This window comes from Anoxybacillus sp. LAT27 (genome assembly GCF_022030075.1).
Lineage (GTDB): Bacteria > Bacillota > Bacilli > Bacillales > Anoxybacillaceae > Anoxybacillus > Anoxybacillus kestanbolensis.
In genome coordinates, this window is sequence record NZ_JAIWYK010000445.1 from 81,223 (window position 1) to 101,903 (window position 20,681).

General features: G+C 43.0%; 26 protein-coding genes and 1 other annotated feature. Of the genes, 4 read left to right on the forward strand and 22 right to left on the reverse strand.

Annotated features, from left to right (window positions below; genetic code table 11):
• Positions 1–21 precede the first annotated feature (21 nt).
• Positions 22–1,545, forward strand: coding sequence for a stage V sporulation protein B (spoVB, locus tag LD028_RS16020; RefSeq protein WP_237812345.1), 1,524 nt, complete (start codon positions 22–24; stop codon positions 1,543–1,545).
• Here the strand turns inward: spoVB and LD028_RS16025 are convergent, their stop codons facing one another.
• A complete protein-coding gene (locus tag LD028_RS16025; RefSeq protein ID WP_255706795.1) occupies positions 1,546–2,199 on the reverse strand; it encodes a DUF421 domain-containing protein in 654 nt (217 codons plus the stop codon).
• 84 nt (positions 2,200–2,283) lie between these two features.
• On the opposite strand from LD028_RS16025, the gene LD028_RS16030 reads away from it, so the two are divergent.
• Positions 2,284–2,658, forward strand: a complete 375-nt coding sequence (locus LD028_RS16030) for a TIGR04086 family membrane protein (protein WP_237812347.1) — start codon at positions 2,284–2,286, stop codon at positions 2,656–2,658.
• Between the two features lie 25 nt (positions 2,659–2,683).
• Here LD028_RS16030 and yajC read toward each other — a convergent pair whose 3' ends face one another.
• From yajC to nadB, 14 genes are all read right to left on the reverse strand, one after another.
• Positions 2,684–2,947, reverse strand: coding sequence for a preprotein translocase subunit YajC (gene yajC, locus LD028_RS16035; protein ID WP_077429381.1), 264 nt, complete (start codon positions 2,945–2,947; stop codon positions 2,684–2,686).
• Between the two features lie 14 nt (positions 2,948–2,961).
• Entirely contained in the window at positions 2,962–4,101 is a 1,140-nt protein-coding gene (gene tgt, locus LD028_RS16040; RefSeq protein ID WP_006320469.1) for a tRNA guanosine(34) transglycosylase Tgt, read from the reverse strand.
• Positions 4,102–4,121: 20 nt separating this feature from the next.
• Positions 4,122–5,153, reverse strand: a complete 1,032-nt coding sequence (gene queA / locus LD028_RS16045; protein WP_237812348.1) for a tRNA preQ1(34) S-adenosylmethionine ribosyltransferase-isomerase QueA — start codon at positions 5,151–5,153, stop codon at positions 4,122–4,124.
• 24 nt (positions 5,154–5,177) lie between these two features.
• A complete protein-coding gene (locus tag LD028_RS16050; protein ID WP_237812349.1) occupies positions 5,178–5,384 on the reverse strand; it encodes a DUF2905 domain-containing protein in 207 nt (68 codons plus the stop codon).
• Positions 5,381–6,379, reverse strand: coding sequence for a Holliday junction branch migration DNA helicase RuvB (gene ruvB / locus LD028_RS16055; protein WP_237812350.1), 999 nt, complete (start codon positions 6,377–6,379; stop codon positions 5,381–5,383). Before ruvB ends, LD028_RS16050 begins: the two co-directional genes overlap by 4 nt.
• Before the next feature lie 12 nt (positions 6,380–6,391).
• Positions 6,392–6,985, reverse strand: coding sequence for a Holliday junction branch migration protein RuvA (gene ruvA / locus LD028_RS16060; RefSeq protein WP_171700721.1), 594 nt, complete (start codon positions 6,983–6,985; stop codon positions 6,392–6,394).
• A gap of 99 nt (positions 6,986–7,084) precedes the next feature.
• On the reverse strand, positions 7,085–7,549 hold the full coding sequence (locus LD028_RS16065; protein WP_370642800.1) for a BofC C-terminal domain-containing protein: 465 nt from the start codon (positions 7,547–7,549) through the stop codon (positions 7,085–7,087).
• Positions 7,550–7,598: 49 nt separating this feature from the next.
• Positions 7,599–8,336 (reverse strand): YebC/PmpR family DNA-binding transcriptional regulator, encoded by a 738-nt coding sequence (locus LD028_RS16070; RefSeq protein WP_237812352.1) that lies wholly within the window; start codon positions 8,334–8,336, stop codon positions 7,599–7,601.
• A gap of 84 nt (positions 8,337–8,420) precedes the next feature.
• Positions 8,421–9,116, reverse strand: coding sequence for a YhcN/YlaJ family sporulation lipoprotein (locus LD028_RS16075; RefSeq protein WP_237812353.1), 696 nt, complete (start codon positions 9,114–9,116; stop codon positions 8,421–8,423).
• 77 nt (positions 9,117–9,193) lie between these two features.
• Positions 9,194–9,934 carry an NAD(+) synthase gene (nadE, locus tag LD028_RS16080; protein ID WP_237812354.1) on the reverse strand — a complete coding sequence of 247 codons (741 nt, stop codon included), beginning with the start codon at positions 9,932–9,934 and terminating at the stop codon, positions 9,194–9,196.
• Between the two features lie 74 nt (positions 9,935–10,008).
• Positions 10,009–10,941 (reverse strand): LysM peptidoglycan-binding domain-containing protein, encoded by a 933-nt coding sequence (locus tag LD028_RS16085; RefSeq protein ID WP_237812355.1) that lies wholly within the window; start codon positions 10,939–10,941, stop codon positions 10,009–10,011.
• A gap of 135 nt (positions 10,942–11,076) precedes the next feature.
• Positions 11,077–12,180, reverse strand: coding sequence for a quinolinate synthase NadA (nadA, locus tag LD028_RS16090; RefSeq protein WP_237812356.1), 1,104 nt, complete (start codon positions 12,178–12,180; stop codon positions 11,077–11,079).
• A 12-nt stretch (positions 12,181–12,192) separates the two neighbouring features.
• On the reverse strand, positions 12,193–13,023 hold the full coding sequence (gene nadC / locus LD028_RS16095; RefSeq protein ID WP_237812357.1) for a carboxylating nicotinate-nucleotide diphosphorylase: 831 nt from the start codon (positions 13,021–13,023) through the stop codon (positions 12,193–12,195).
• A complete protein-coding gene (gene nadB, locus LD028_RS16100; RefSeq protein ID WP_237812358.1) occupies positions 13,020–14,552 on the reverse strand; it encodes an L-aspartate oxidase in 1,533 nt (510 codons plus the stop codon). The genes nadC and nadB overlap by 4 nt, the downstream gene beginning before the upstream one ends.
• 92 nt (positions 14,553–14,644) lie before the next feature.
• Between nadB and LD028_RS16105 the strand changes: the two genes are divergently transcribed.
• Positions 14,645–15,781 carry an IscS subfamily cysteine desulfurase gene (locus tag LD028_RS16105; protein WP_237812577.1) on the forward strand — a complete coding sequence of 379 codons (1,137 nt, stop codon included), beginning with the start codon at positions 14,645–14,647 and terminating at the stop codon, positions 15,779–15,781.
• Positions 15,778–16,311, forward strand: coding sequence for a transcription repressor NadR (locus tag LD028_RS16110; RefSeq protein WP_006320448.1), 534 nt, complete (start codon positions 15,778–15,780; stop codon positions 16,309–16,311). Before LD028_RS16105 ends, LD028_RS16110 begins: the two co-directional genes overlap by 4 nt.
• Before the next feature lie 11 nt (positions 16,312–16,322).
• Here LD028_RS16110 and pheA read toward each other — a convergent pair whose 3' ends face one another.
• The 7 genes from pheA to rplU form a co-directional block, all read right to left on the reverse strand.
• On the reverse strand, positions 16,323–17,186 hold the full coding sequence (gene pheA, locus LD028_RS16115; RefSeq protein WP_077428044.1) for a prephenate dehydratase: 864 nt from the start codon (positions 17,184–17,186) through the stop codon (positions 16,323–16,325).
• Between the two features lie 14 nt (positions 17,187–17,200).
• Positions 17,201–17,641 (reverse strand): ACT domain-containing protein, encoded by a 441-nt coding sequence (locus LD028_RS16120; RefSeq protein ID WP_004889247.1) that lies wholly within the window; start codon positions 17,639–17,641, stop codon positions 17,201–17,203.
• 22 nt (positions 17,642–17,663) lie between these two features.
• Positions 17,664–18,950 (reverse strand): GTPase ObgE, encoded by a 1,287-nt coding sequence (gene obgE, locus LD028_RS16125; RefSeq protein WP_006320445.1) that lies wholly within the window; start codon positions 18,948–18,950, stop codon positions 17,664–17,666.
• Between the two features lie 32 nt (positions 18,951–18,982).
• Positions 18,983–19,525 (reverse strand): Spo0B C-terminal domain-containing protein, encoded by a 543-nt coding sequence (locus LD028_RS16130; protein WP_237812359.1) that lies wholly within the window; start codon positions 19,523–19,525, stop codon positions 18,983–18,985.
• A gap of 92 nt (positions 19,526–19,617) precedes the next feature.
• Positions 19,618–19,908 carry a 50S ribosomal protein L27 gene (gene rpmA, locus LD028_RS16135; RefSeq protein WP_003396301.1) on the reverse strand — a complete coding sequence of 97 codons (291 nt, stop codon included), beginning with the start codon at positions 19,906–19,908 and terminating at the stop codon, positions 19,618–19,620.
• 13 nt (positions 19,909–19,921) lie between these two features.
• Positions 19,922–20,257, reverse strand: a complete 336-nt coding sequence (locus LD028_RS16140) for a ribosomal-processing cysteine protease Prp (RefSeq protein WP_006320440.1) — start codon at positions 20,255–20,257, stop codon at positions 19,922–19,924.
• A 10-nt stretch (positions 20,258–20,267) separates the two neighbouring features.
• Positions 20,268–20,576, reverse strand: a complete 309-nt coding sequence (rplU, locus tag LD028_RS16145; RefSeq protein WP_003396311.1) for a 50S ribosomal protein L21 — start codon at positions 20,574–20,576, stop codon at positions 20,268–20,270.
• 14 nt (positions 20,577–20,590) lie between these two features.
• Positions 20,591–20,669 (reverse strand) — a sequence feature (ribosomal protein L21 leader region).
• Between the last annotated feature and the right edge of the window lie 12 nt (positions 20,670–20,681).

Sequence of the window (20,681 nt, forward strand, 5' to 3'; positions counted from 1 at the left end):
TTTGAGAAGGTAGGGAGGAACATGTCCAAATTTTTGAAAGGAACGATCATTTTAATTGTTGCAGGATTGTTGACGCGCATACTCGGTTTTATTAATCGCATCGTCGTTGCTCGTCTCATTGGTGAAGAAGGCGTCGGTTTATATATGATGGCAGTTCCGACACTTGTATTAGCCATTACGATTACACAGTTCGGCCTCCCTGTCGCCATTTCAAAACTTGTCGCCGAAGCAGAAGCGGTGGGCGACAGACGAAAAGTAAAAAAAATATTAGTCGTGTCTTTATCCATTACAATTGTTTTAAGTATGATCTTTTTTCCAGCTCTACTTGCCATTGCGCCTGTTCTTTCTCAAACGTTATTTACAGATGCACGCGTTTATTATCCGCTCGTGGCGATCGCTCCCGTCGTCCCAATCGTCGCTGTATCTTCCGTTTTGCGTGGATATTTTCAAGGGAGACAGCAAATGAAACCATATGCGTATTCTCAATTGCTTGAACAAGCGGTCCGCATTACGCTTATCGCTACTTTTACAACCGCTTTTTTGCCGTATGGTATCGAATATGCCGCAGCAGGGGCGATGATTTCTGCGGTCGTTGGGGAGTTTGTATCGCTCGTTTATTTATTCATTACGTTTAAACGAAAAAAGCCGATTCGCATTCGTTATCGCTTTTTCGCTTACGTAAAGGAAGGAAAGGATACGTTCGTTTCACTTATGCGCATTGCTGTACCTACGCTTGGGAGCCGCATGATTGGATCAATTGCCTGGTTTTTTGAACCAATTGTCGTGGCACAAAGTTTGGCGCTTGCTGGCATCACTGCAACCCATGCGACAAAACAATATGGGGAGCTGACTGGATACGCCCTGCCCCTTTTAATGCTTCCATCATTTATTACATATGCGCTCGCCACTTCACTCGTTCCGGCTATTAGTGAAGCGGCTGCTCAAAAGCAACACCGACTCATCGAGTATCGTTTGCATCAAGCTGTGCGGCTATCCCTTTTAGCTGGAGGGCTATCGATTGTTGTGTTGTACGTATTGGCGGAAGAAATAATGCAATTGATGTATGGTGCGAATGGAGCTGCAATTTTTGTGAAAGTGATGGCTCCGTTTTTCATCTTTTATTACTTGCAAGGCCCACTGCAAGCTGTGTTGCAGGCACTCGACTTAGCGAAAGAGGCGATGACAAATAGTTTGATCGGTGCCATCGTGAAAACAGCACTTATTTTTTGGCTCGCCTCTCAACCATCGCTCGGCATTATGGGGGCTGCGCTCGCCATCACCGTTGGCATCATGGTTGTTACATTATTACATGCAGCAACGATCGTGAAAGCTATATCACTCTCTTTATACGTTAAACAATACATCGCCCATTTTCTCGTCATCGTTTCTGTTGGAACAGTTGGACATTGGATCGTTCCGCTTTTACCATTTTCATTGCTTACAAAAACAATTGTCGCAATCACAGTTATGGCGTTCGTATATCTCGCTCTTGCTCAATCGTTTCGGCTCATTGAAAAAGATGAGTTTCGCCAATTATTTCGTTAATCACTCATCTTTTTCATCAATATAAAACGTTCCATCTTCATATGTACAATACGAAATGTGATCGATCTGCTCATATCCACGTTTTTTTAGTTGTTCGATTAACCATGCAGCTGTTCGATTGATGAGCGCTAAATGTTCTTCTTGAATGACGCCGTCTTTAATAAGCGGCAACGCTAAAGACGGTGTTTTCTTTTTTCCTTTTTCTTTTTCAAATACAGACAGTTTACCAGACGGCTCTAAAATGGCGAACTCGACATCAGCAACGTTTTTAATATTTTTTTCCCGCAACTGAATAAGTAAATCATCAAAATTGTATCTTTGCTTTCGCATCGCTTTTTCATCGATTTTTCCGTTGTTAATAATGACCGTCGGTGATCCATCGACGAGGCGGCGAAACATTTCACTTTTTAAAGAAAAATACGCAAAAGCCATTTGAGCGGTTGTCAATACAATCATCGGCACGAGCGTGTGAAAAATCGGATCTTTCGGCTGCTCAATCGCCATGACTCCCATTTCCCCGATCATGATAAACACAACTAAGTCTAAAATACTTAACTCCCCGATCTCTCTCTTTCCCATCATACGAAAAATAAATAAAATGACACCGTACAATAGTAACGTTCGAAAAATAATCGTGACGTACTCCACATTCATCCTCCTCGTTTGTTGCTACGTTTTTATTCTAAACAAATAGACAACCGAATATGTTTGTACTAAATGCAGGAAGGAGGGTTACGAATGATTCGTGCTATTTTTTATGGGGTTATAACAATTTTTATAAGTGCTATCATATGCAGCTTTATATTTGCTCTTTTGTTGAAGTTGACAAGTTATGACGAAACATCATTGCAATGGGTGATGCACGGTTTTGCATTTTTATCATTGTTTTTTGGTGGGTTTATTGCTGGAGGAAAAGGGAAAACACGCGGCTGGATGCTTGGCGGGGCAACGGGTGTCATTTTTACAACCATCATTTTTTTATTTCAATTTCTCGGCATGGATCAAACGTTTTCAATTGAACAATGGGGATACCATGCTGGGTTTCTCATCACAGCCATCATTGGCGGAATGATCGGCGTCAACGTAGCGACATCTCGCTCACGAAGCGCATAAAAATAAGACAGGCAACAAACCTGTCTTATTTTTCATTGACGACTTCGCGAATAGCCGCACGATCGTATGTAAGGCGCGAACCGTCGCCCGCGCGAATAACGACCGTATTTTCATCAAGTGAATCGATGATGCCATGCAATCCGCCAATCGTAATGACTTTGTCTCCTTTTTGCAAATTTGCCTGCATTTGTTGAACAGCCTTTTGGCGTTTTTGTTGCGGGCGGATAAGCAAAAAGTAAAAAATCGCAAAGAATAAAATAAGCGGTAATAAGCTTGCTAACGTCTCCATATTTTCACCCCTTTCTAAAAGTTTTTCGCATTCGGCTTATTGAAACCGTATTGTTCAAAAAACTGTTCTCGGAAATCGCCAAGGCGATCTTCGCGAATCGCTTGTCGCACTTGCTCCATTAATTTTATCAAAAAGTACACATTATGGTAAGAGGTTAGGCGAATACCGAATGTCTCATCGCATTTAATTAAATGACGAATATACGCCCTTGTATAATTACGGCAAGTATAACAATCGCAATTCGGGTCAAGCGGTGTAAAATCGCGCGCATATTTGGCGTTTTTAATGACGACGCGACCTTCGCTTGTCATCACTGTCCCATTGCGACCAATGCGCGTCGGTAGTACGCAGTCAAACATATCGATACCGCGAATCGCCCCATCGATGAGAGAATCTGGCGAGCCAACTCCCATTAAATAACGCGGTTTATTCGCTGGCAATAATGGCGTTGTAAACTCTAACACCCGATTCATTACTTCTTTCGGTTCACCAACGGACAAGCCGCCGACTGCATATCCTGGGAAATCGAGCGACACTAAATCTTGCGCGCTTTGTTTGCGCAAATCTTCAAACTCCCCGCCTTGCACAATGCCGAATAGTCCTTGCTCATTCGGACGCTGATGCGCTTTTAAGCACCGCTCCGCCCAACGGCTCGTTCGCTCAACTGACCGCTTCATATACTCATACGTAGCAGGATACGGTGGACATTCGTCAAACGCCATCATAATATCAGATCCAAGCGCATTTTGAATTTCCATCGCCTTTTCTGGTGATAAAAATAATTTATCGCCGTTTAAATGATTTCGGAAATATACACCCTCTTCTTCAATGCGGCGAAACTCACTTAAACTAAATACTTGAAATCCACCAGAGTCCGTTAAAATACCGCGATCCCAATTCATAAAGGAATGGAGCCCGCCTGCTTCTTTGACGATATCATGCCCTGGTCGAAGCCATAAATGATATGTGTTACTTAAAATGACGCCTGCTCCCATTTCCTTCAATTCCTCAGGTGAAAGCGTCTTTACAGTCGCGAGTGTACCGACAGGCATAAACATCGGTGTTTCAAACGAGCCGTGCGGCGTATGAAGAATACCGAGGCGCGCCCCCGTTTGTTTACATGTTTTAATGAGTTCGTAACGAATTGGTGTCACATATAGTCCCCTTTCTCAACTTATATAATGAGCATTGCATCGCCAAAGCTAAAAAACCGATAACGCTCTTTTACTGCTTCTTCATAAGCGCGCAACACATGCTCTCGACCTGCTAGCGCACTAACGAGCATAATGAGCGTCGACTTTGGCAAATGGAAATTTGTAATCATGCCGTCAATTGCACGAAACGTATAACCCGGATAAATAAAAATGTCCGTCCAACCGCTTTCAGCGAAAAACGTTCCATCGTGACGGGATGCAATCGTCTCCAACGTGCGTGTTGAAGTCGTCCCAACAGCGATAATACGTCCGCCGTTTGCTTTTACATCGTTCAGCAATTGCGCAGTTTGTTCTGACATTTGATAAAACTCTGCATGCATATCATGTTCTTCAATGTTTTCTACATTCACAGGACGAAACGTCCCTAATCCGACGTGCAACGTAATGAAGGCGAGATGTACCCCTTTTTTCCGTACATCTTCAAGAAGTTGCTCTGTAAAATGTAACCCTGCTGTCGGAGCCGCAGCTGATCCTGCTTCACGAGCATAAACCGTTTGATATCGTTCGCGGTCATGAAGTTGTGCTTTAATGTAAGGAGGAAGCGGCATTTCGCCAAGCGACTCAAGCACTTCAAGAAAAATACCATCATACGAAAACGAAAGAATGCGTCCACCATGTTCGAGCTCCGCGACACATTCCGCACGTAAACGACCGTCACCAAATGAGATGATCGTTCCAACTTTTACACGCTTCGCTGGCTTGACAAGCGTCTCCCATTGATCGCCATCGAGCTGTTTCAATAAAAGCACTTCGATATGCGCCCCTGTTTCTTCTTTTTCTCCATATAGTCGGGCTGGCAATACGCGCGTATCGTTTAAAACAAGGCAATCGCCTTCTTTCAAATACGATAAAATAGAACGAAATGTTGGCTCATGTGTCACTTCGCCTGTTTTTTTATCGAGCACCATAAGGCGTGATGCTTCACGATTCGGAAGCGGGGTTTGTGCAATGAGTTCTTCTGGTAAATAAAAATCAAATAAATCGATTTTCATATTCGCGTCCCTTTCTTTATTGTATTAACGAAAACGGCCAATCATATAAAAAATAAGCGATAAAACAACACTTAAAATGATTGACGTCATAATCGGAAAATAAAAAGTGGCATTTTCTTTTTTAATAACAATATCCCCCGGTAAACGACCAAGTTTAATAAATTGCATCAAAAAACCGACGATGATAAGAACGACACCAATAAGCATGATTGTTTTTGGTAGGTTCGTCATTGCGGCACCTCCACTCCAAAATGATGGTATGCAAGCGGTGTAACGATTCGTCCACGCGGTGTTCGTTGTAAAAAACCGATTTGTAACAAATACGGTTCATATACATCTTCAATCGTTTGTGCTTCTTCCCCAATCGTTGCGGCAAGCGTTTCTAATCCGACAGGCCCACCGCGAAATTTTTCCATCATACTTTTTAATAGTTTATGGTCAAGATGATCTAATCCTAATCGATCGACTTGCAATTGTTCGAGCGCCTCATTCGCTAAAAGAAACGTGATCGTCCCATCACCGCGCACTTGGGCAAAATCGCGTACACGTCGCAACAGTCGGTTTGCGATGCGCGGTGTGCCCCGTGAACGACGAGCAATTTCAAACGCGGCTTCTTCCTCGATTTGTACTGCAAAAATGTGCGCTGTTCGCTTCACAATATGCGCAAGCTCCTCAGGGGTATAGTATTCTAAACGGCTTAATACACCAAAGCGGTCACGAAGCGGGGCAGAAAGCGCCCCAGATCTTGTTGTTGCCCCTACGAGCGTAAATGGTGGTAAATCGAGGCGGACAGAACGAGCAGCTGGTCCTTTACCGATGACAATATCTAAACAAAAGTCCTCCATTGCCGGATACAACACTTCTTCTACTGCTCGCGGCAGACGATGAATTTCATCAATAAAGAGCACATCACCAGGTTCAAGCGTTGTTAAAATTGCGGCTAAATCGCCGGGCCGCTCAATCGCTGGTCCCGCTGTTGTACGCAATTGTACCCCCATTTCGTTTGCGATAATCGCGGCAAGCGTTGTTTTTCCAAGCCCTGGTGGACCGTACAACAACACGTGATCAAGCGTCTCCCTGCGCATTTTCGCCGCTTCAATAAATACAGTTAAATTTTCCTTTACCTTTTGCTGTCCAACATATTCCCGCAACTGTTTCGGGCGAAGACTGTATTCAAGCGATGCGTCATCATAGTCAGCTGCGCTTGAAATGAGACGCTCCTCCATCATGCATCCTCCTTACTTTAGTAGTTTCTGTAAAGCAAGCTTAATATATCCTTCTGTCGATAATCGTTCTTGTTTTAGCATCGGCACAACTTTTTGAATTTCTTTGTCTGCATAACCGAGCGCCTTTAACGCTTCAAGCGCTTCAGAAAGTGCGTTCGTTTCTTCAAGCGGCTCTGTAAATAAATTCGGGAAAGCATCAGGTACAATGGCTTGCAGTTTTCCTTTTAAATCTAAAATCATTTGCCGCGCCGTCTTCTTCCCGACACCTGGAAACTTACATAAAAACTGATCGTTTTCTGCTTCAATCGCTTCAACAAGTTGCTCAAGCTGACCAGCTGCTAAAATGGCAAGCGCCCCCTTTGGTCCGATGCCCGATACTTGCAATAGTTTAGCAAATAACGTTCGCTCTTGGCGAGTATGAAAGCCGTAGAGCGCAAGCACATCTTCACGCACGTACTGATATGTATATACAACAATTTGTTGCTGTTTGTTCATTTGAAATGAAAACGGATTGGGAGTAAAAATTTGATAGCCTACTCCGTTATTTTCGATGACAACATATTCCGGGCAAACGTAATCGACATATCCACGAATAAATTCAATCAACGCCTCGTCCTCCTTTTCTCACGCTTTTCATTTTAGCATAATACAAGAAAAGCGGAAAGCAGAAGGCCAAACACAAAAAGTCCGCTTTCGTGCGCGGACTTATTTTCCAAACGGTTTATATGCTTCGATGACACGTTCATAATTTCTCTTGGAACGAACTGAAATGCCTTTTTTCAATTTCTCTCGTTCATGACTTTCTAGTTTTTTTACATCAATTTGAAAAAACGATTGAATGACGCGAGATGATTCACCTGGCTTCCCTTCAAAAATCGAGAGTGTGCCATCTTCAGTAAGACCGAAATACCCTGCTTTCGTTAATGGAGATAAATCGTCAACATATCGTTGAAAAACAATTTGCTCGTCATCCATATTGATTAGGCGCCAATCTTTATATTTGTTCCAAATGTCTTTCATTGATGTTACCGTTTCTTCCCTTATTTCCTCGCCCACTTCCCCATCCATATATACGGTTTCTAAAATAATTGTCATCTCCACAGGAAACGTATGTTGCAAAACAAATAAACTGAACAGTAATGTAAGTATCATGATTTTCACCTCATTCATATGTTGCCCATTTTCTCCAAAATTAAACGGTCTTGCTACCGCAAGACCGTTATTCTAACATAGATTCGTCTAAATTATGGTAAATTTCTTGCACATCATCATCATCTTCAAGCATATCAATGAGTTTTAACATTTTCGTTAAATCGTCATCCGTTAACGTCGTATACGTTTGCGGAATCATCGTTATTTCGGCTGTCGCAAACGTAAATCCTTGGGCAGCTAACGTATTTTTTACTTGTTCGAACTGTTCTGGGGATGTATAAATTTCAAATGAATCTTCCGTTGTTTCCATTTCATCTGCCCCTGCTTCAATCGCTTGTAACAGCATCTCATCTTCATCGATATGTAAATTTTCACGTGCGATAACGATTAATCCTTTTCGATCAAATAAATACGAAACACATCCCGTTTCCCCTAAGTTTCCGCCATTTTTTGAAAATGCGACACGAACGCTAGAGGCTGTACGATTTTTATTATCTGTTAAGCAAATCACCATGACCGCTACGCCGCCTGGTCCATATCCTTCATAACGAATTTCTTCGTAATGTGTATGTTCTTGATTTCCTGTTGCTTTTTTAATGGCACGTTCAATATTTTCGTTCGGCATGTTCGCTGATTTTGCCTTTTCAATCGCAAGGCGCAACGTAGCGTTTGTTGTTGGATCGCCACCGCCCATCTTTGCCGCTACATAAATTTCTTTTGCCAACTTCATAAATAGTTTTCCGCGTTTCGCATCTTGTGCATTTTTGCGCCGTTGAATATTTTTCCACTTAGAATGTCCTGCCATTCGGATCCCCTCTCATATGTGAAAAATGTCCATAAAAACTATAACAAAAATAGATGAAAAAGAACAGGGGTGAGCCCCTGTTCTTTAGCCGCGATTCATAAATGGCCGTTCGATCATATCGCCCATATCGTTAAATATATCGCGAATATCGCGCTCTAGTTGATCCATCGGACCACCATCGCGAATGTCATTATCTAGCGTACGAATGCGATTATACATGCTTTCATTTGCTACAACACGAACGGTTTTGCCCGCGGTATATGGAGCGATCGCTTCACGAACGAGACGTTCGATGCGCGCTGTATTTTTTTCTGTCGTCGATACAGCAACAACAACTCGGTCACCTGAGACGACGGCACGTGCATCTTTTACGTTTGAAACGTTTGTAGCACGTTTTGCAATTTTTTCAGCTAACGCTCCGTTATAATTACGGTAATACGACGGGCGGGTGCGTTCATCCATCGCATTTAGATGCCCGTGATAGTTGCGATCGGCGCGACTAAAATTTCGATCCACTTGCGGTGTTCGTGTTGTTCGGTTCATGCCACGATCGAGCATTTCCGTAATCGGTCCATCATTGTCGCGCACTTGACGAACGTTTCCGTTTAAACGCTCTGTACCGTAACGACCGTATTGAAACCCATTCATGTCGTTTTCATTTGAGTAATATCCAATCGGACGTGTACGGTCAGTGTAACGTGTATCAAATGCTTGGTTATTGCAAGCAACTAACCCGCTAAGTGCGATAACTGCCCCAAGAGCAACAATTCGCTTCCGCAAAGGAAAAACCCCCTTTTTGCTTTTGTAGACCATGGTCTACATCATTAGCTTGGCGCAAAAAAGGAGTTTTATCGCTGTTAAAATTTCGGTGGAGCAATCGCTAATTGCCGTTTATGATGCGAACGTTCATGAAGCCGTTCAATAATCGCACGGTCACGTTCTGGAATAGGCTCACCTTTTAAATATTTATCGATCATATCATACGTTGTACCCATTTCGTTTTCGTCTGTTTGTCCTTCCCAAAGACCTGCGCTAGGCGCTTTCGTAATAATTTCTTCAGGTACACCGAGAATGCGAGCCATTTCACGCACTTCTCCTTTTGTGAAATGAACAAGTGGGACTAAATCAACGCCACCATCGCCGTATTTTGTAAAGTAGCCCGTATGCCACTCTGCTGCATTATCCGTCCCGACGACGAGGTAACCATAATTATTTGCGACCGCATACAACGTCGTCATACGCAGACGTGCACGTGTATTCGCATCACCAAGGCGCGCAGCTTGCTCGTTCCATTGCCCCTTTTCTTTTAGTTGTTTCTCAATTTCACCGAATAATACGCGATGTGTTTCTGTTAAGTCGATGACATGATAATCAATGCCGCAACTTTGTACAACTTTTAATGCATCTTCTTTATCTTTTGGGTTACTTTTACATGGCATAATGAGCCCTAACGAGTTGTTAGGAAATGCCCGCTTAATTAAATGGGCAACGACCGCAGAATCAATGCCGCCACTAATCCCGACAATCGCTCCGTTCATCCCTGCTTCCTGTACGCGTTCACGAAGCCATGCAATTAACTTCTCAATTTTTTGTTCCATGTATGTACATCCCTTTCTTTTTACATCATCATGTTCATTTTATCACACAAAAAGCAAAAAGAAAAAGAGGCGACTTATTGCCCCTCTTCTTCTTCACGATAAGGAACAGAAAAATATGGATTCATTCCATACGGTTGCCCCTGCCACCCTTGTTGCCATCCGTACGGACCATATGGCATAGCTGGCTGTGGCATATACATTTGCTGTGGCATCATCGGCACGTTTTCACCATACATTTGTTGTGGATATGATGCTTGTTGCGATTGTTGTGAATACTCCCCTGCACCTGTTGGCATCTGTGGCATCATCGGTTGCGACTGTTGAGAATATTCACCTGTTGGCATTTGTGGCATGTATGGTGTCGGTTTCGGTTCACCACATCCGCAATCATCGTTGTTTGCCATGTTTTGTGGATATGTCCACGGCATCATTGGATACATTGGCGGAAACCACGGATAAAAACCGTATCCTGGCATCATTGGCGAAATAGGAATGCACGGCATTGGCATCGGCAAAGGCATTGGAGCAGGCTGCGGCTGCATCGGTTGTTGTGGTTGTTCTTCCATCACTGGCGCTTGCGTTGCTGGAATTGGTGGAATATTTGGAAATGGCGGCATTGGTATCTCTTCGTCAGGTTCCATCATATTCGGCATAATATTTGGCGGCTTTGGCGGCAAAAGCGGCATCTCTTGTTTCGGCTCTTCTTTTTTTTCCGATGCTTTTGCAATTGGAACTTCTTTTGCGATTGGTTCAACGTTTTGCGGTTGTTGTAATGGTTGCTCTTTTTCGTTTACATGAATGTCAACATCAACAGAAACTTTTGGCGTTTCCTTTTTGACTGGTTTCGCTGGTGCGGCTGGTGTTGGTACCTTAATTTTCATCCCCGGCATAATGGAATTTGGATCACTTAAATGAGCGTTCATTTTTTTTAGCTCTTCAAAATCAACCCCATATTTCTCCGCAATTTTCCAAAGGGTATCTCCTTTTTGAACGATATGAATTTTCACGTGTTTCCCCCTCCTATGTTCAGACGTGACGTATATGTCATGTTCAGCTTGTCGCTACTAGGCTTCAACATAACTTATGAACAGAAAGCTTTTTTTATGATAAAAATAAAAAAGACCGGCAAAAAAATGCCGATCTTATGCGCGTGCTAACATGCGCTCAAGTGCTAACATCGCTCCTTCTGCTACATCTTTTGGGACAGTAATGCGATTGACGATTTTCCCTTCAAACAACGATTCAAGCGCCCAAAGTAAATGCGGTAAATCAATGCGATTCATCGTTAAACATGGACACATATACGGGTTTAACGATACAATTTCTTTATCTGGATGTTGTTGAATGATGCGATTCACTAAATTCATTTCTGTTCCGATCGCCCATTTGCTTCCTGATGGTGCGTTGGCAATCGTTTCGATAATATATTTCGTCGATCCTGCATCATCTGCTTGTTGCACGACTTCCCAGCTACATTCTGGATGAACGATAATTTTCATATCTGGCTTCGTTTTTCGAATATGTTCAATATGTTTTACTGTAAAGTTTTCATGAACGGAACAATGCCCCTTCCATAAAATCACTTTAATTTGTTGGACATCTCCCTCATATTGCAATGTATTTGTTATCGGGTCCCATACAGCCATTTGCTCTAACGGAACACCGAGATCGTATGCTGTATTTCTTCCTAAATGTTGGTCAGGCAAAAAGAAAATACGCTCCTTTTGGGTAAACGCCCATGCGACCATTTTTTTCGCATTTGATGATGTTACTGTTGCACCGCCATGTAAACCGACAAACGCTTTAATCGCAGCTGTAGAGTTGACGTACGTTAACGGTAAAATCGTATCGCCAAACAGTTGTTGTAATATAGGCCATGCTCGTTCCACTTGTTCAATTTCTGCCATATCAGCCATCGAACAGCCTGCACGCATATCTGGCAAAATGACGATTTGTTCATCACTCGTTAAAATATCCGCTGTTTCCGCCATAAAATGGACGCCACAAAATACAATATATTCAGCCTCTTTATTTTTCGCTGCTACTTGAGCGAGTTGCAATGAATCACCTGTCGCATCCGCAAATTGAATGACTTCGTCTTTTTGATAATGATGACCTGGAATAAATAAACGCGTGCCGAGCTCCCGTTTGACACGAGCGACTCGTTTTTCCATTTCTTCAACTGACAACTGTTTATATGTCTCTGGCATCGTGTCGTGTTGTTGCATGATTTGTAATACGTTCATCGTTCATTCCTCCTATTGCACGTTTAAACTAATGTCCAGCGCTTTCGCTGAGTGCGTTAACATCCCTAACGAAATGTAGTCAACCCCTGTATCCCGATATTGTGCAATATTTTCAAGGGTAATCCCACCTGACGCTTCTGTAATGATAGACGATGGGACGAGTTGGACAAATTCGCGAATTTCATCGGGTGTACGGTTATCAAACATAATGATGTCCGCCCCTGCTTCAACCGCTTCGATGACTTGTTGTTTCGTTTCCGTTTCCACTTCAATTTTTACCATATGACCGAGTTGGGAACGAACGCGTTCGACCGCTTTTTTTATCGATCCACAAAACGCAATATGATTATCTTTAATCATCACCCCATCATACAAACCGAAGCGATGATTATAGCCGCCACCGCATGTCACCGCATATTTTTCTAACATGCGAAGCCCTGGCGTTGTTTTTCGTGTATCACAAATGCGAGTGTGATTGCTGTTGAGTGCCCGAACGGCTTGGTTTGTCAATGTAGCAATACCACTCATACGCTGAAGTAAGTTTAAAATGACGCGCTCACCTGATAAAAGCGGGATGATTGGACCTGAAACGACGGCGATGACCTCTCCTTTTTTTACGCTTTCCCCGTCTCGTTTATATGATTGACATGCGATAGATGGGTGTAATAACTGATATCCGATTTCAATAATGGAAACACCCGCGATGATCCCATCTTCTTTAGCAACAAATATCGCTCTTCCCTCATTTGAAGGAGAGAAAATTGTTTCGCTCGTAATATCACGTTCCCCAATGTCCTCTAAAAAAAACCGCTTCAATAGCTCTTTTAACTTTAGTTCATTCAACTCAAACCCTCCTTCATGAGATGCTCTGCTCTCGTGCGCATGATGCGCCGCTTTTCCCAATACATTTTTTCAAACGGCTCATCACTTCGATAATGAGCACCGCGACTTTCTTTTCGTTGCAAAGCTGAAGTCGTGATAAGCCATCCAACGATTAACATGTATATGGTCGTCCGTTTCTCATCGTCATGTTCAGGTGCCATATCCACGAGTTTATGAATCGCGTATTGCTCAAACCATCGTTTCGCTTGTAACAGTTGATCATAATCACGCACAATCCCAACATATTGCGTCATCGTTTGTTGAATTTGTTCTTTTGTTGGTAACGTGATACGTACGTGAGTTCCTTTCCTCTCGCTTTTCTTTAACGTCCGATGTTGTCCCCTTTTTTGCAACAAGTGAAAAGCTAATCTTCTACTAAAAACAAGCGCTTCAAGCAACGAGTTGCTCGCTAAACGGTTTGCACCATGTACACCTGTACATGCCGCTTCCCCAACTGCATACAATCCCGGTAACGTCGTTTCTCCATCCGTATTTACAACGATACCCCCCATTAAAAAATGAGCACCCGGGACAACAGGAAGAAGACCGTTACGCCAATCAATATGATAGCGCTCACAAAGAGATGTGATCGTTGGAAACCGAGATGAAAAGTGTGGGATCGTAGAAATATTTAAAAAAACACGATGACCATTTTTTATTTCACGATCAATGGCTCGAGATACAACGTCACGTGGAGCTAAATCTTTTTGCGGATGCACCCCGTCCATCACGCGTCGACCGTCATCGGTGACGAGAATCGCTCCTTCACCGCGCACCGCTTCGGAAATGAGACCAACCGCTTTTCCATTCACATAGAGCATTGTCGGATGAAACTGCACAAATTCCATATCCGCCACAGCCGCGCCAGCTCGATATGCCATCGCAATTCCATCGCCTGTTGCTGTTTCAGCGTTCGATGTAAACGTGTACAACTGCCCAATTCCACCTGTTGCAATAATTGTTGCATTCGCTACATACGTTCCTTGCTTCGTTTGCACCCCTACACAACGCCTATCGGAGACAAGCAAGTCAATCACAGGATCGTTTTCTATAAACGTTACACGTCCGGAAAGCTTCTCAAATAAGAAGGATACCATATTTTTCCCAGTCGCATCTCCTCCAGCATGTAAAATACGCTTCGTGCGATGCGCACCTTCTTGGCCAAAAAGGAGCTGTCCACGTTCGTCCACATCAAATGAAAAACCGAGATTCATGAAATGTTGAATCGCTTCACGTCCTTCTTGAACTAAAATACGTACCGCCTCGTTATCATTATGCTCACACCCAGCAATGATCGTATCTTCGTAATGAGATGACCAATGATCATTCGGGTGGATGGCAGCAGCCACTCCCCCTTGAGCAAGCCAAGAATTACTCGTTTCTTTATTCGACTTCGTGAAAATAATCACATTTTTATGCTCACATAAATGGTAGGCAACCATTAATGCTGCAAGGCCGCTACCAACGATAATCACATCCGCTTCACGCATGGATGCTCCTCCATTTCATACTGTCTTGACACCTATATTGACATATATTTAAACTGATGACAAGACTTTTGTTTTGGAAGTTGGTGAATGAGATGATTTATTTAGACCACGCTGCAACAACACCGATGAGTGAAGAAGCGTTAGCTGTTTATGTAGAAAGCGCAAAAAAATATTTTGGAAACGCCAGCAGTCTCCATGACATCGGAACAGCGGCAAATGAGTTGCTTACCGTTTGCCGAAAACAAATCGCTCAACTCGTTGGAGGAGAAGAAAAAGGGATATATTTCACAAGCGGTGGGACGGAGGCAAACGTCCTTGCTATTCGTTCGCTCGCTTATGCCCATTGTCACAAAGGAAAACATATTATTACATCAAGCGTTGAACACGCTTCCGTCCATGCGGTATGCGCCCAGCTAGAACAAGAAGGATTCACCGTCACGTACGTTCCTGTCGATCGTTTTGGACGAGTAAATATTGAAGCGCTTGAACGGGCGTTGACAGAAGAAACGATTCTTGTATCTATTCAACATGCGAATTCTGAAATTGGCACAATTCAACCATTAAAGCAAATTGGTGAATTGTTAAAGAAAAAACAAATTATCTTTCATAGCGATTGTGTACAAACTTTTGGTAAAATACCGATAGATGTGAAACAGTTCCATCTCGATAGCATATCCATCTCTAGCCATAAAATTTACGGTCCGAAAGGGGTTGGAGCTGTTTATATCAACCCACGCGTCCCTTGGCACATGTCGTTACCAAACACAACACATGAAGGCGGATTTCGACCGGGAACGGTCAACGTCCCCGGCATCGCTTCTTTTACAACGGCAGCTCTTGAAATCGAAAAAAAGCGCACAACAGCGCAACACCATATGAATGAATTGCGTCGCTATTTTGTTGAGCAAATCGTTCAAAAACAACTACCGATAACTGTTTTTGAGCATCCGACTGACCAATTGCCACAAATTGTAGGCTGTCTCGTTCACGGCTTTGAAGGACAATATGTCATGTTGCACTGCAATCGTCACGGAATAGCCATTTCGACGGGAAGCGCATGTCAAGTCGGAAAACAAGCTCCTTCAAAAACGATGATCGCGATCGGCAAGGAGGACGATGAAGCGAAGCAATTCATTCGTCTTTCATTTGGTGTGCATACAACAAAAAGCGAAATCGAAGCCGTTGTTTCTGTACTTGAACAGCTTCAAAAAGAAAGGATGTCAACATGAAAAAAGAGAGAAAATTACTTGGGGAGGAACGACGAGCGCTTATTTTGCAATGGCTAAAAGAGAACCATCGCCCGATGACAGGGACTGAATTAGCCAATAAAACAAACGTCAGTCGTCAAGTTATCGTTCAAGATATTTCGCTATTAAAAGCAAGAAACGAACCAATTATCGCCACAAGCCAAGGATATTTATATTTATCGCCTTCTTCTACTCACATGTATACGCGCGTGGTTGCTTGTTGTCATACGCCAGAACAAACAAAAGACGAACTGTACACTATTGTCGATCATGGCGTTACTGTTAAAGATGTCAAAATTGAACATCCCGTATACGGTGACTTAACAGCGTCGATTATGGTCAGCAATCGGTTAGAAGTCGATGAATTTATTCGAAAAATTAACGAAACGAAATCTGCCTATTTATCTCAACTGACAGATGGTGTGCATTTGCATACGCTTGAAGCAGATCGTGTAGAAAAGCTCGATGAAGCATGTGCAGCTTTAAAACAAGCAGGATTTTTAATCGAATAAAAAACATCCCTTTACACGAGGGATGTTTTTTTTACGGTATAATATGGATAGCTGCCTAATAGTTGCACCGTACAGCCGAGCGCTTCTAGCTCCGCAATCGCTCCCGGAATTAAAACGTCATCCATTTTTTGATCGATATCAATAATGAAAAAGTAGTTCCCTAAGCCTGTTTTCGCTGGTCTTGACTCAATTTTTGTTAAGTTGAGCTTTCGCCATGCAAACGCCGATAACACTTGATGAAGCGCTCCTGCTTGATCTTTTGGCAACATAACCATCAACGTTGTTTTAAATCCGTCTTCTTGATCTTTTACAGGCAATAAACAGCGTTCACGGTGCAATACGATAAAGCGCGTATGGTTGTAGTCATAATCATGAATGTTTTCTTTCGCAATCGCTAAACCGTATTGTTTTGCGGCAAGACGATTGCCAATCGCTGCAATATTTTCTTTCGGATGCTCGCTTACATATTGAGCTGCTGCACTTGTTGAAGTGACGTATTCGTACGTGGCATGCTTTAAATGACGATGTAAAAACTTATGACATTGTGCAATCGCATGTGAATGGGAATAAATACGTTTAATGTGCTTCCAATCGTCCAATTGAGACGGATGAACGAGCAAATGTTGTTCAATCGGTGCGATAATTTCCCCTACAATCGGCAAATTACATTCGTGAATTAAATAATCAATCGTCAAATTGACGGAACCTTCGAGCGCATTTTCTAACGGAACGACAGCAAACTCCACTTCGCCGTCACGGACAGCGTCCATGCATTGCGGAATTGTATGATATGGGACGTTCAGGATATGTGGAAAAACCGCCTCAACGGCCGCATGCGTAAACGTCCCTTTTGGTCCTAAATATCCGATTTTCACATTTCCTCTCCTCTCTACGCCCCTGAACCGAGAATCTCTACTTTTTCAACAAAAGGCAGTTGTTTTAATTGCGAAAGTAGCTCATCAATCGTCATCGTCATCTCGCTTGTACTGATCGATAACGTCACGTTTGCACGTCCTTGAAGCGGAATCGTTTGGTGAATCGTAAGCACGTTGCAATTGGCTGCTGCAACAACACTTAACAGCTTTGAAAGGGTGCCTGAGCGGTCTTCTAAATGAAAAAAAAGCGTAATAATTTTTTCGCGAACCATCGTATGAAATGGAAAAACGGCGTCGCGATATTTGTAAAAAACGCTTCGGCTAACATCGACAAGTTGCACAGCGTCAGCGACGGAATCAACTTTTTTTCGTTCAATTAATTCTTTTGCAGCCAATACTTTTTTCATCGCCTCAGGCAACACATCTTCACGCACTAAGTAAAACTTTTTATCCACCGCACAGACGCCCCCTTTCGCATTAATCAACAAATTCAAATTCGTAATTCAACAGTTTGACAATATCTCCATCTTTTGCTCCGCGAGCGCGCAATGCATCGTCGACTCCAAGTGAACGCAACTGACGCGCAAAACGACGCACGGACTCTTCGCGTGAAAAATCGGTCATTTTGAACAGTTTTTCAATCTTTTCTCCGGATAAAATAAATGTCCCATCATCATCGCGCGTAATATGAAACGGAGCTTCTTCTTTTTCAAGCTTGTAAACGACGCGATGAATCGCTTCTTCCTCTTGTGGATAGAGCGGAAATTCTGGCGTCGTTTCAAGCAAGTCGGCAATCGCAAATAACAGTTCACGAATCCCTTGGCGCGTGACTGCTGAAATTGGGAAAATCGGCACATCTTCATTTAATTTTTGTTTGAACTGTTGCAAATGTTCCTCTGCATTTGGCATATCCATTTTATTCGCCACAATAATTTGTGGTCGCTCTGTTAAGCGTAAATTATATTGTTTTAATTCTTCGTTAATGACTACATAATCTTCGTACGGATCCCGTCCTTCGATGGCAGCCATATCAATTACGTGCACAATGACGCGCGTTCGTTCAATATGACGTAAAAATTGATGCCCAAGTCCAACGCCTTGGTGTGCCCCTTCAATGAGACCTGGTAAATCTGCCATTACGAAGCTGCGGCCATCTTCCGTTTCAACAACACCTAGATTAGGAACGATCGTCGTAAAATGATAGTCTGCGATTTTCGGCTTCGCTGCTGAAACGACCGACAGTAACGTCGACTTACCGACGCTTGGAAAACCGACAAGCCCCACATCTGCAAGCAGTTTTAATTCTAACGTCACGTATCGTTCTTGTCCCGGCTCACCGTTTTCAGCAATTTCTGGCGCCGGATTCGATGCGGTTGCAAAGCGAGTATTTCCTCGTCCACCGCGACCACCTTTTGCTACGACAAATCGTTGTCCATGTTCTGTTAAATCAGCAATGACTTCTTTCGTTTCATCGTCAATGACAACTGTTCCCGGCGGCACTTTCACAATTAAATCTTCGGCGTTTTTTCCGTGTTGATTTTTCGACATACCATGTTCGCCACGTGGCGCTTTAAAATGACGCTGGTAGCGAAAATCCATTAACGTACGTAATCCTTCATCAACAACAAATACGACATCGCCACCTTTTCCACCGTCCCCTCCAGCAGGCCCGCCTTTGGGAACGTATTTTTCGCGCCGAAACGCGACCATTCCGTTTCCGCCGTCGCCACCTTTCACATATATTTTCACTTGATCAACAAACATCGTCTTTCTCCTCCGATCTGTTCATCTTTCATTTAAAAAGATGAAATAGTTGCACATAGCGTTAGTTCATGTTCTTGAATGACATATTCATAAAGCGAGAGCGCCTCATATTGACTATGTTTTTGAATCCATGCTTTCACCGCCTCGAGTTTGTGAAGCATGCCGCGATAGTCAAAAAATAAGCGCACATCTTTTCCTGTTAAATCGATCGTAATCGTTACATAGTTTTCAACATGTGGAGAAGAGCATTCCTCAAGCATATGTAAAAATGTTTGACACCATGTAACGAGCATATGATCGTATGCATGTAGCGAGCGTGGCTCTCCTAACACTTCATACTCTAATTGAATATGACGAGCTTGCCAATGGTACGTCATAAGCAATTCAGTGAACCGCTCTGCTTGTAAATTCGTTAGCTTCGCTTCATGTTCTGCCTCAATGATAATTTGTTGAATAATCTCATTGACGCGATCCATCCGTTGCAAAGATAAATTCCCTTTAATGAGCTGAATTTTATTGAGCCAGTCGTGCCTGGAATGACGCAACGCTTCTACAATTGTCCACCGCTTCTCCATCATTCATTCTCCCATAAACATTTTGAGTATAATTATAACATACGACAACAAAAAGAAAACCCTAACCAAGTTGGTTAGAGTTTTCCACTTCCTTATGCTTCTTTTACAACAGGATAAACGCTCACTTTTTTACGATCGCGACCCATGCGCTCGAAGCGAACGATGCCGTCAACTTTCGCATAAAGTGTGTCGTCGCCACCGCGGCCTACGTTTAATCCTGGGTAAATTTTTGTTCCGCGTTGACGGTAAAGAATCGAACCGCCTGTAACGAATTGACCGTCCGCACGCTTCGCACCAAGACGTTTTGCGATCGAATCACGACCGTTCTTTGTTGAACCTACCCCTTTTTTCGATGCGAAAAACTGAAGATCTAAACGCAACATGTCGTGTCACCTCCTACAACGTTTTCGTCGTTATGTTGACGTATTTACCGTAATCACGCTCAATCGTTTGGAGCGACACGATCATTCCTTCAAGAAGAAGTTGCACATCGGCTAGTACTTTCGCATCTTCAATTGTCGGAAGTTCACAATGAAGATAGCCGTCTTTCCCTTGTTGAATGATCGGTTTCACATTCGTCAAGGCAATGATTGCATTGACCGCACCAAACGAAATGGCTGATACACCTGCACATACAATGTCTTGTCCACGCTTTGCAAACTGAGCGTGTCCGCTAATAGTAAAGGAACGAATCGTCCCTTCTGACGTTCGATTAATTGTTATGCGAATCATCGCTTACGCCTTATGCGTTAATTTTTTCGATAACAACTTTTGTGTATGGTTGGCGATGACCTTGCTTACGACGATAGTTTTTCTTTGGCTTATATTTGAAAACGATGATCTTCTTTTGACGACCATGTTTTTCAACTTTCGCCGTTACTGTTGCGCCAGCGACTGTAGGATTGCCAACTTTTACGTTTTCGCCACCTACAAATAACACTTTGTCAAATGTTACAGTTTCGCCTTCCGCTGCATCGATTTTCTCGATGTAAATCGCTTGGCCTTCTTGTACTTTAATTTGTTTTCCACCAGTTTCAATAATCGCGTACATATTTGCACCTCCTAAATTAGACTCAGACTCGCCAGCTGCGAGGCGGTTCAAGCGAACGCTTAAATAGCCTTAGCTGAGCGGTTGTAGCACGGGTGCTACACAACA

Coding starts and splice junctions, on each gene's coding strand:
- spoVB (WP_237812345.1), top strand. CDS start 22: ATGTCCAAATTTTTGAAAGGAACGATCATTTTAATTGTTGCAGGATTG.
- LD028_RS16025 (WP_255706795.1), bottom strand. CDS start 2,199: ATGAATGTGGAGTACGTCACGATTATTTTTCGAACGTTACTATTGTAC.
- LD028_RS16030 (WP_237812347.1), top strand. CDS start 2,284: ATGATTCGTGCTATTTTTTATGGGGTTATAACAATTTTTATAAGTGCT.
- yajC (WP_077429381.1), bottom strand. CDS start 2,947: ATGGAGACGTTAGCAAGCTTATTACCGCTTATTTTATTCTTTGCGATT.
- queA (WP_237812348.1), bottom strand. CDS start 5,153: ATGAAAATCGATTTATTTGATTTTTATTTACCAGAAGAACTCATTGCA.
- LD028_RS16050 (WP_237812349.1), bottom strand. CDS start 5,384: ATGACGAACCTACCAAAAACAATCATGCTTATTGGTGTCGTTCTTATC.
- ruvB (WP_237812350.1), bottom strand. CDS start 6,379: ATGGAGGAGCGTCTCATTTCAAGCGCAGCTGACTATGATGACGCATCG.
- LD028_RS16065 (WP_370642800.1), bottom strand. CDS start 7,549: ATGAATGAGGTGAAAATCATGATACTTACATTACTGTTCAGTTTATTT.
- LD028_RS16070 (WP_237812352.1), bottom strand. CDS start 8,336: ATGGCAGGACATTCTAAGTGGAAAAATATTCAACGGCGCAAAAATGCA.
- nadE (WP_237812354.1), bottom strand. CDS start 9,934: ATGGAACAAAAAATTGAGAAGTTAATTGCATGGCTTCGTGAACGCGTA.
- nadA (WP_237812356.1), bottom strand. CDS start 12,180: ATGAACGTATTACAAATCATGCAACAACACGACACGATGCCAGAGACA.
- nadB (WP_237812358.1), bottom strand. CDS start 14,552: ATGCGTGAAGCGGATGTGATTATCGTTGGTAGCGGCCTTGCAGCATTA.
- LD028_RS16105 (WP_237812577.1), top strand. CDS start 14,645: ATGATTTATTTAGACCACGCTGCAACAACACCGATGAGTGAAGAAGCG.
- LD028_RS16110 (WP_006320448.1), top strand. CDS start 15,778: ATGAAAAAAGAGAGAAAATTACTTGGGGAGGAACGACGAGCGCTTATT.
- obgE (WP_006320445.1), bottom strand. CDS start 18,950: ATGTTTGTTGATCAAGTGAAAATATATGTGAAAGGTGGCGACGGCGGA.
- LD028_RS16130 (WP_237812359.1), bottom strand. CDS start 19,525: ATGGAGAAGCGGTGGACAATTGTAGAAGCGTTGCGTCATTCCAGGCAC.
- rpmA (WP_003396301.1), bottom strand. CDS start 19,908: ATGTTGCGTTTAGATCTTCAGTTTTTCGCATCGAAAAAAGGGGTAGGT.
- LD028_RS16140 (WP_006320440.1), bottom strand. CDS start 20,257: ATGATTCGCATAACAATTAATCGAACGTCAGAAGGGACGATTCGTTCC.
- rplU (WP_003396311.1), bottom strand. CDS start 20,576: ATGTACGCGATTATTGAAACTGGTGGAAAACAAATTAAAGTACAAGAA.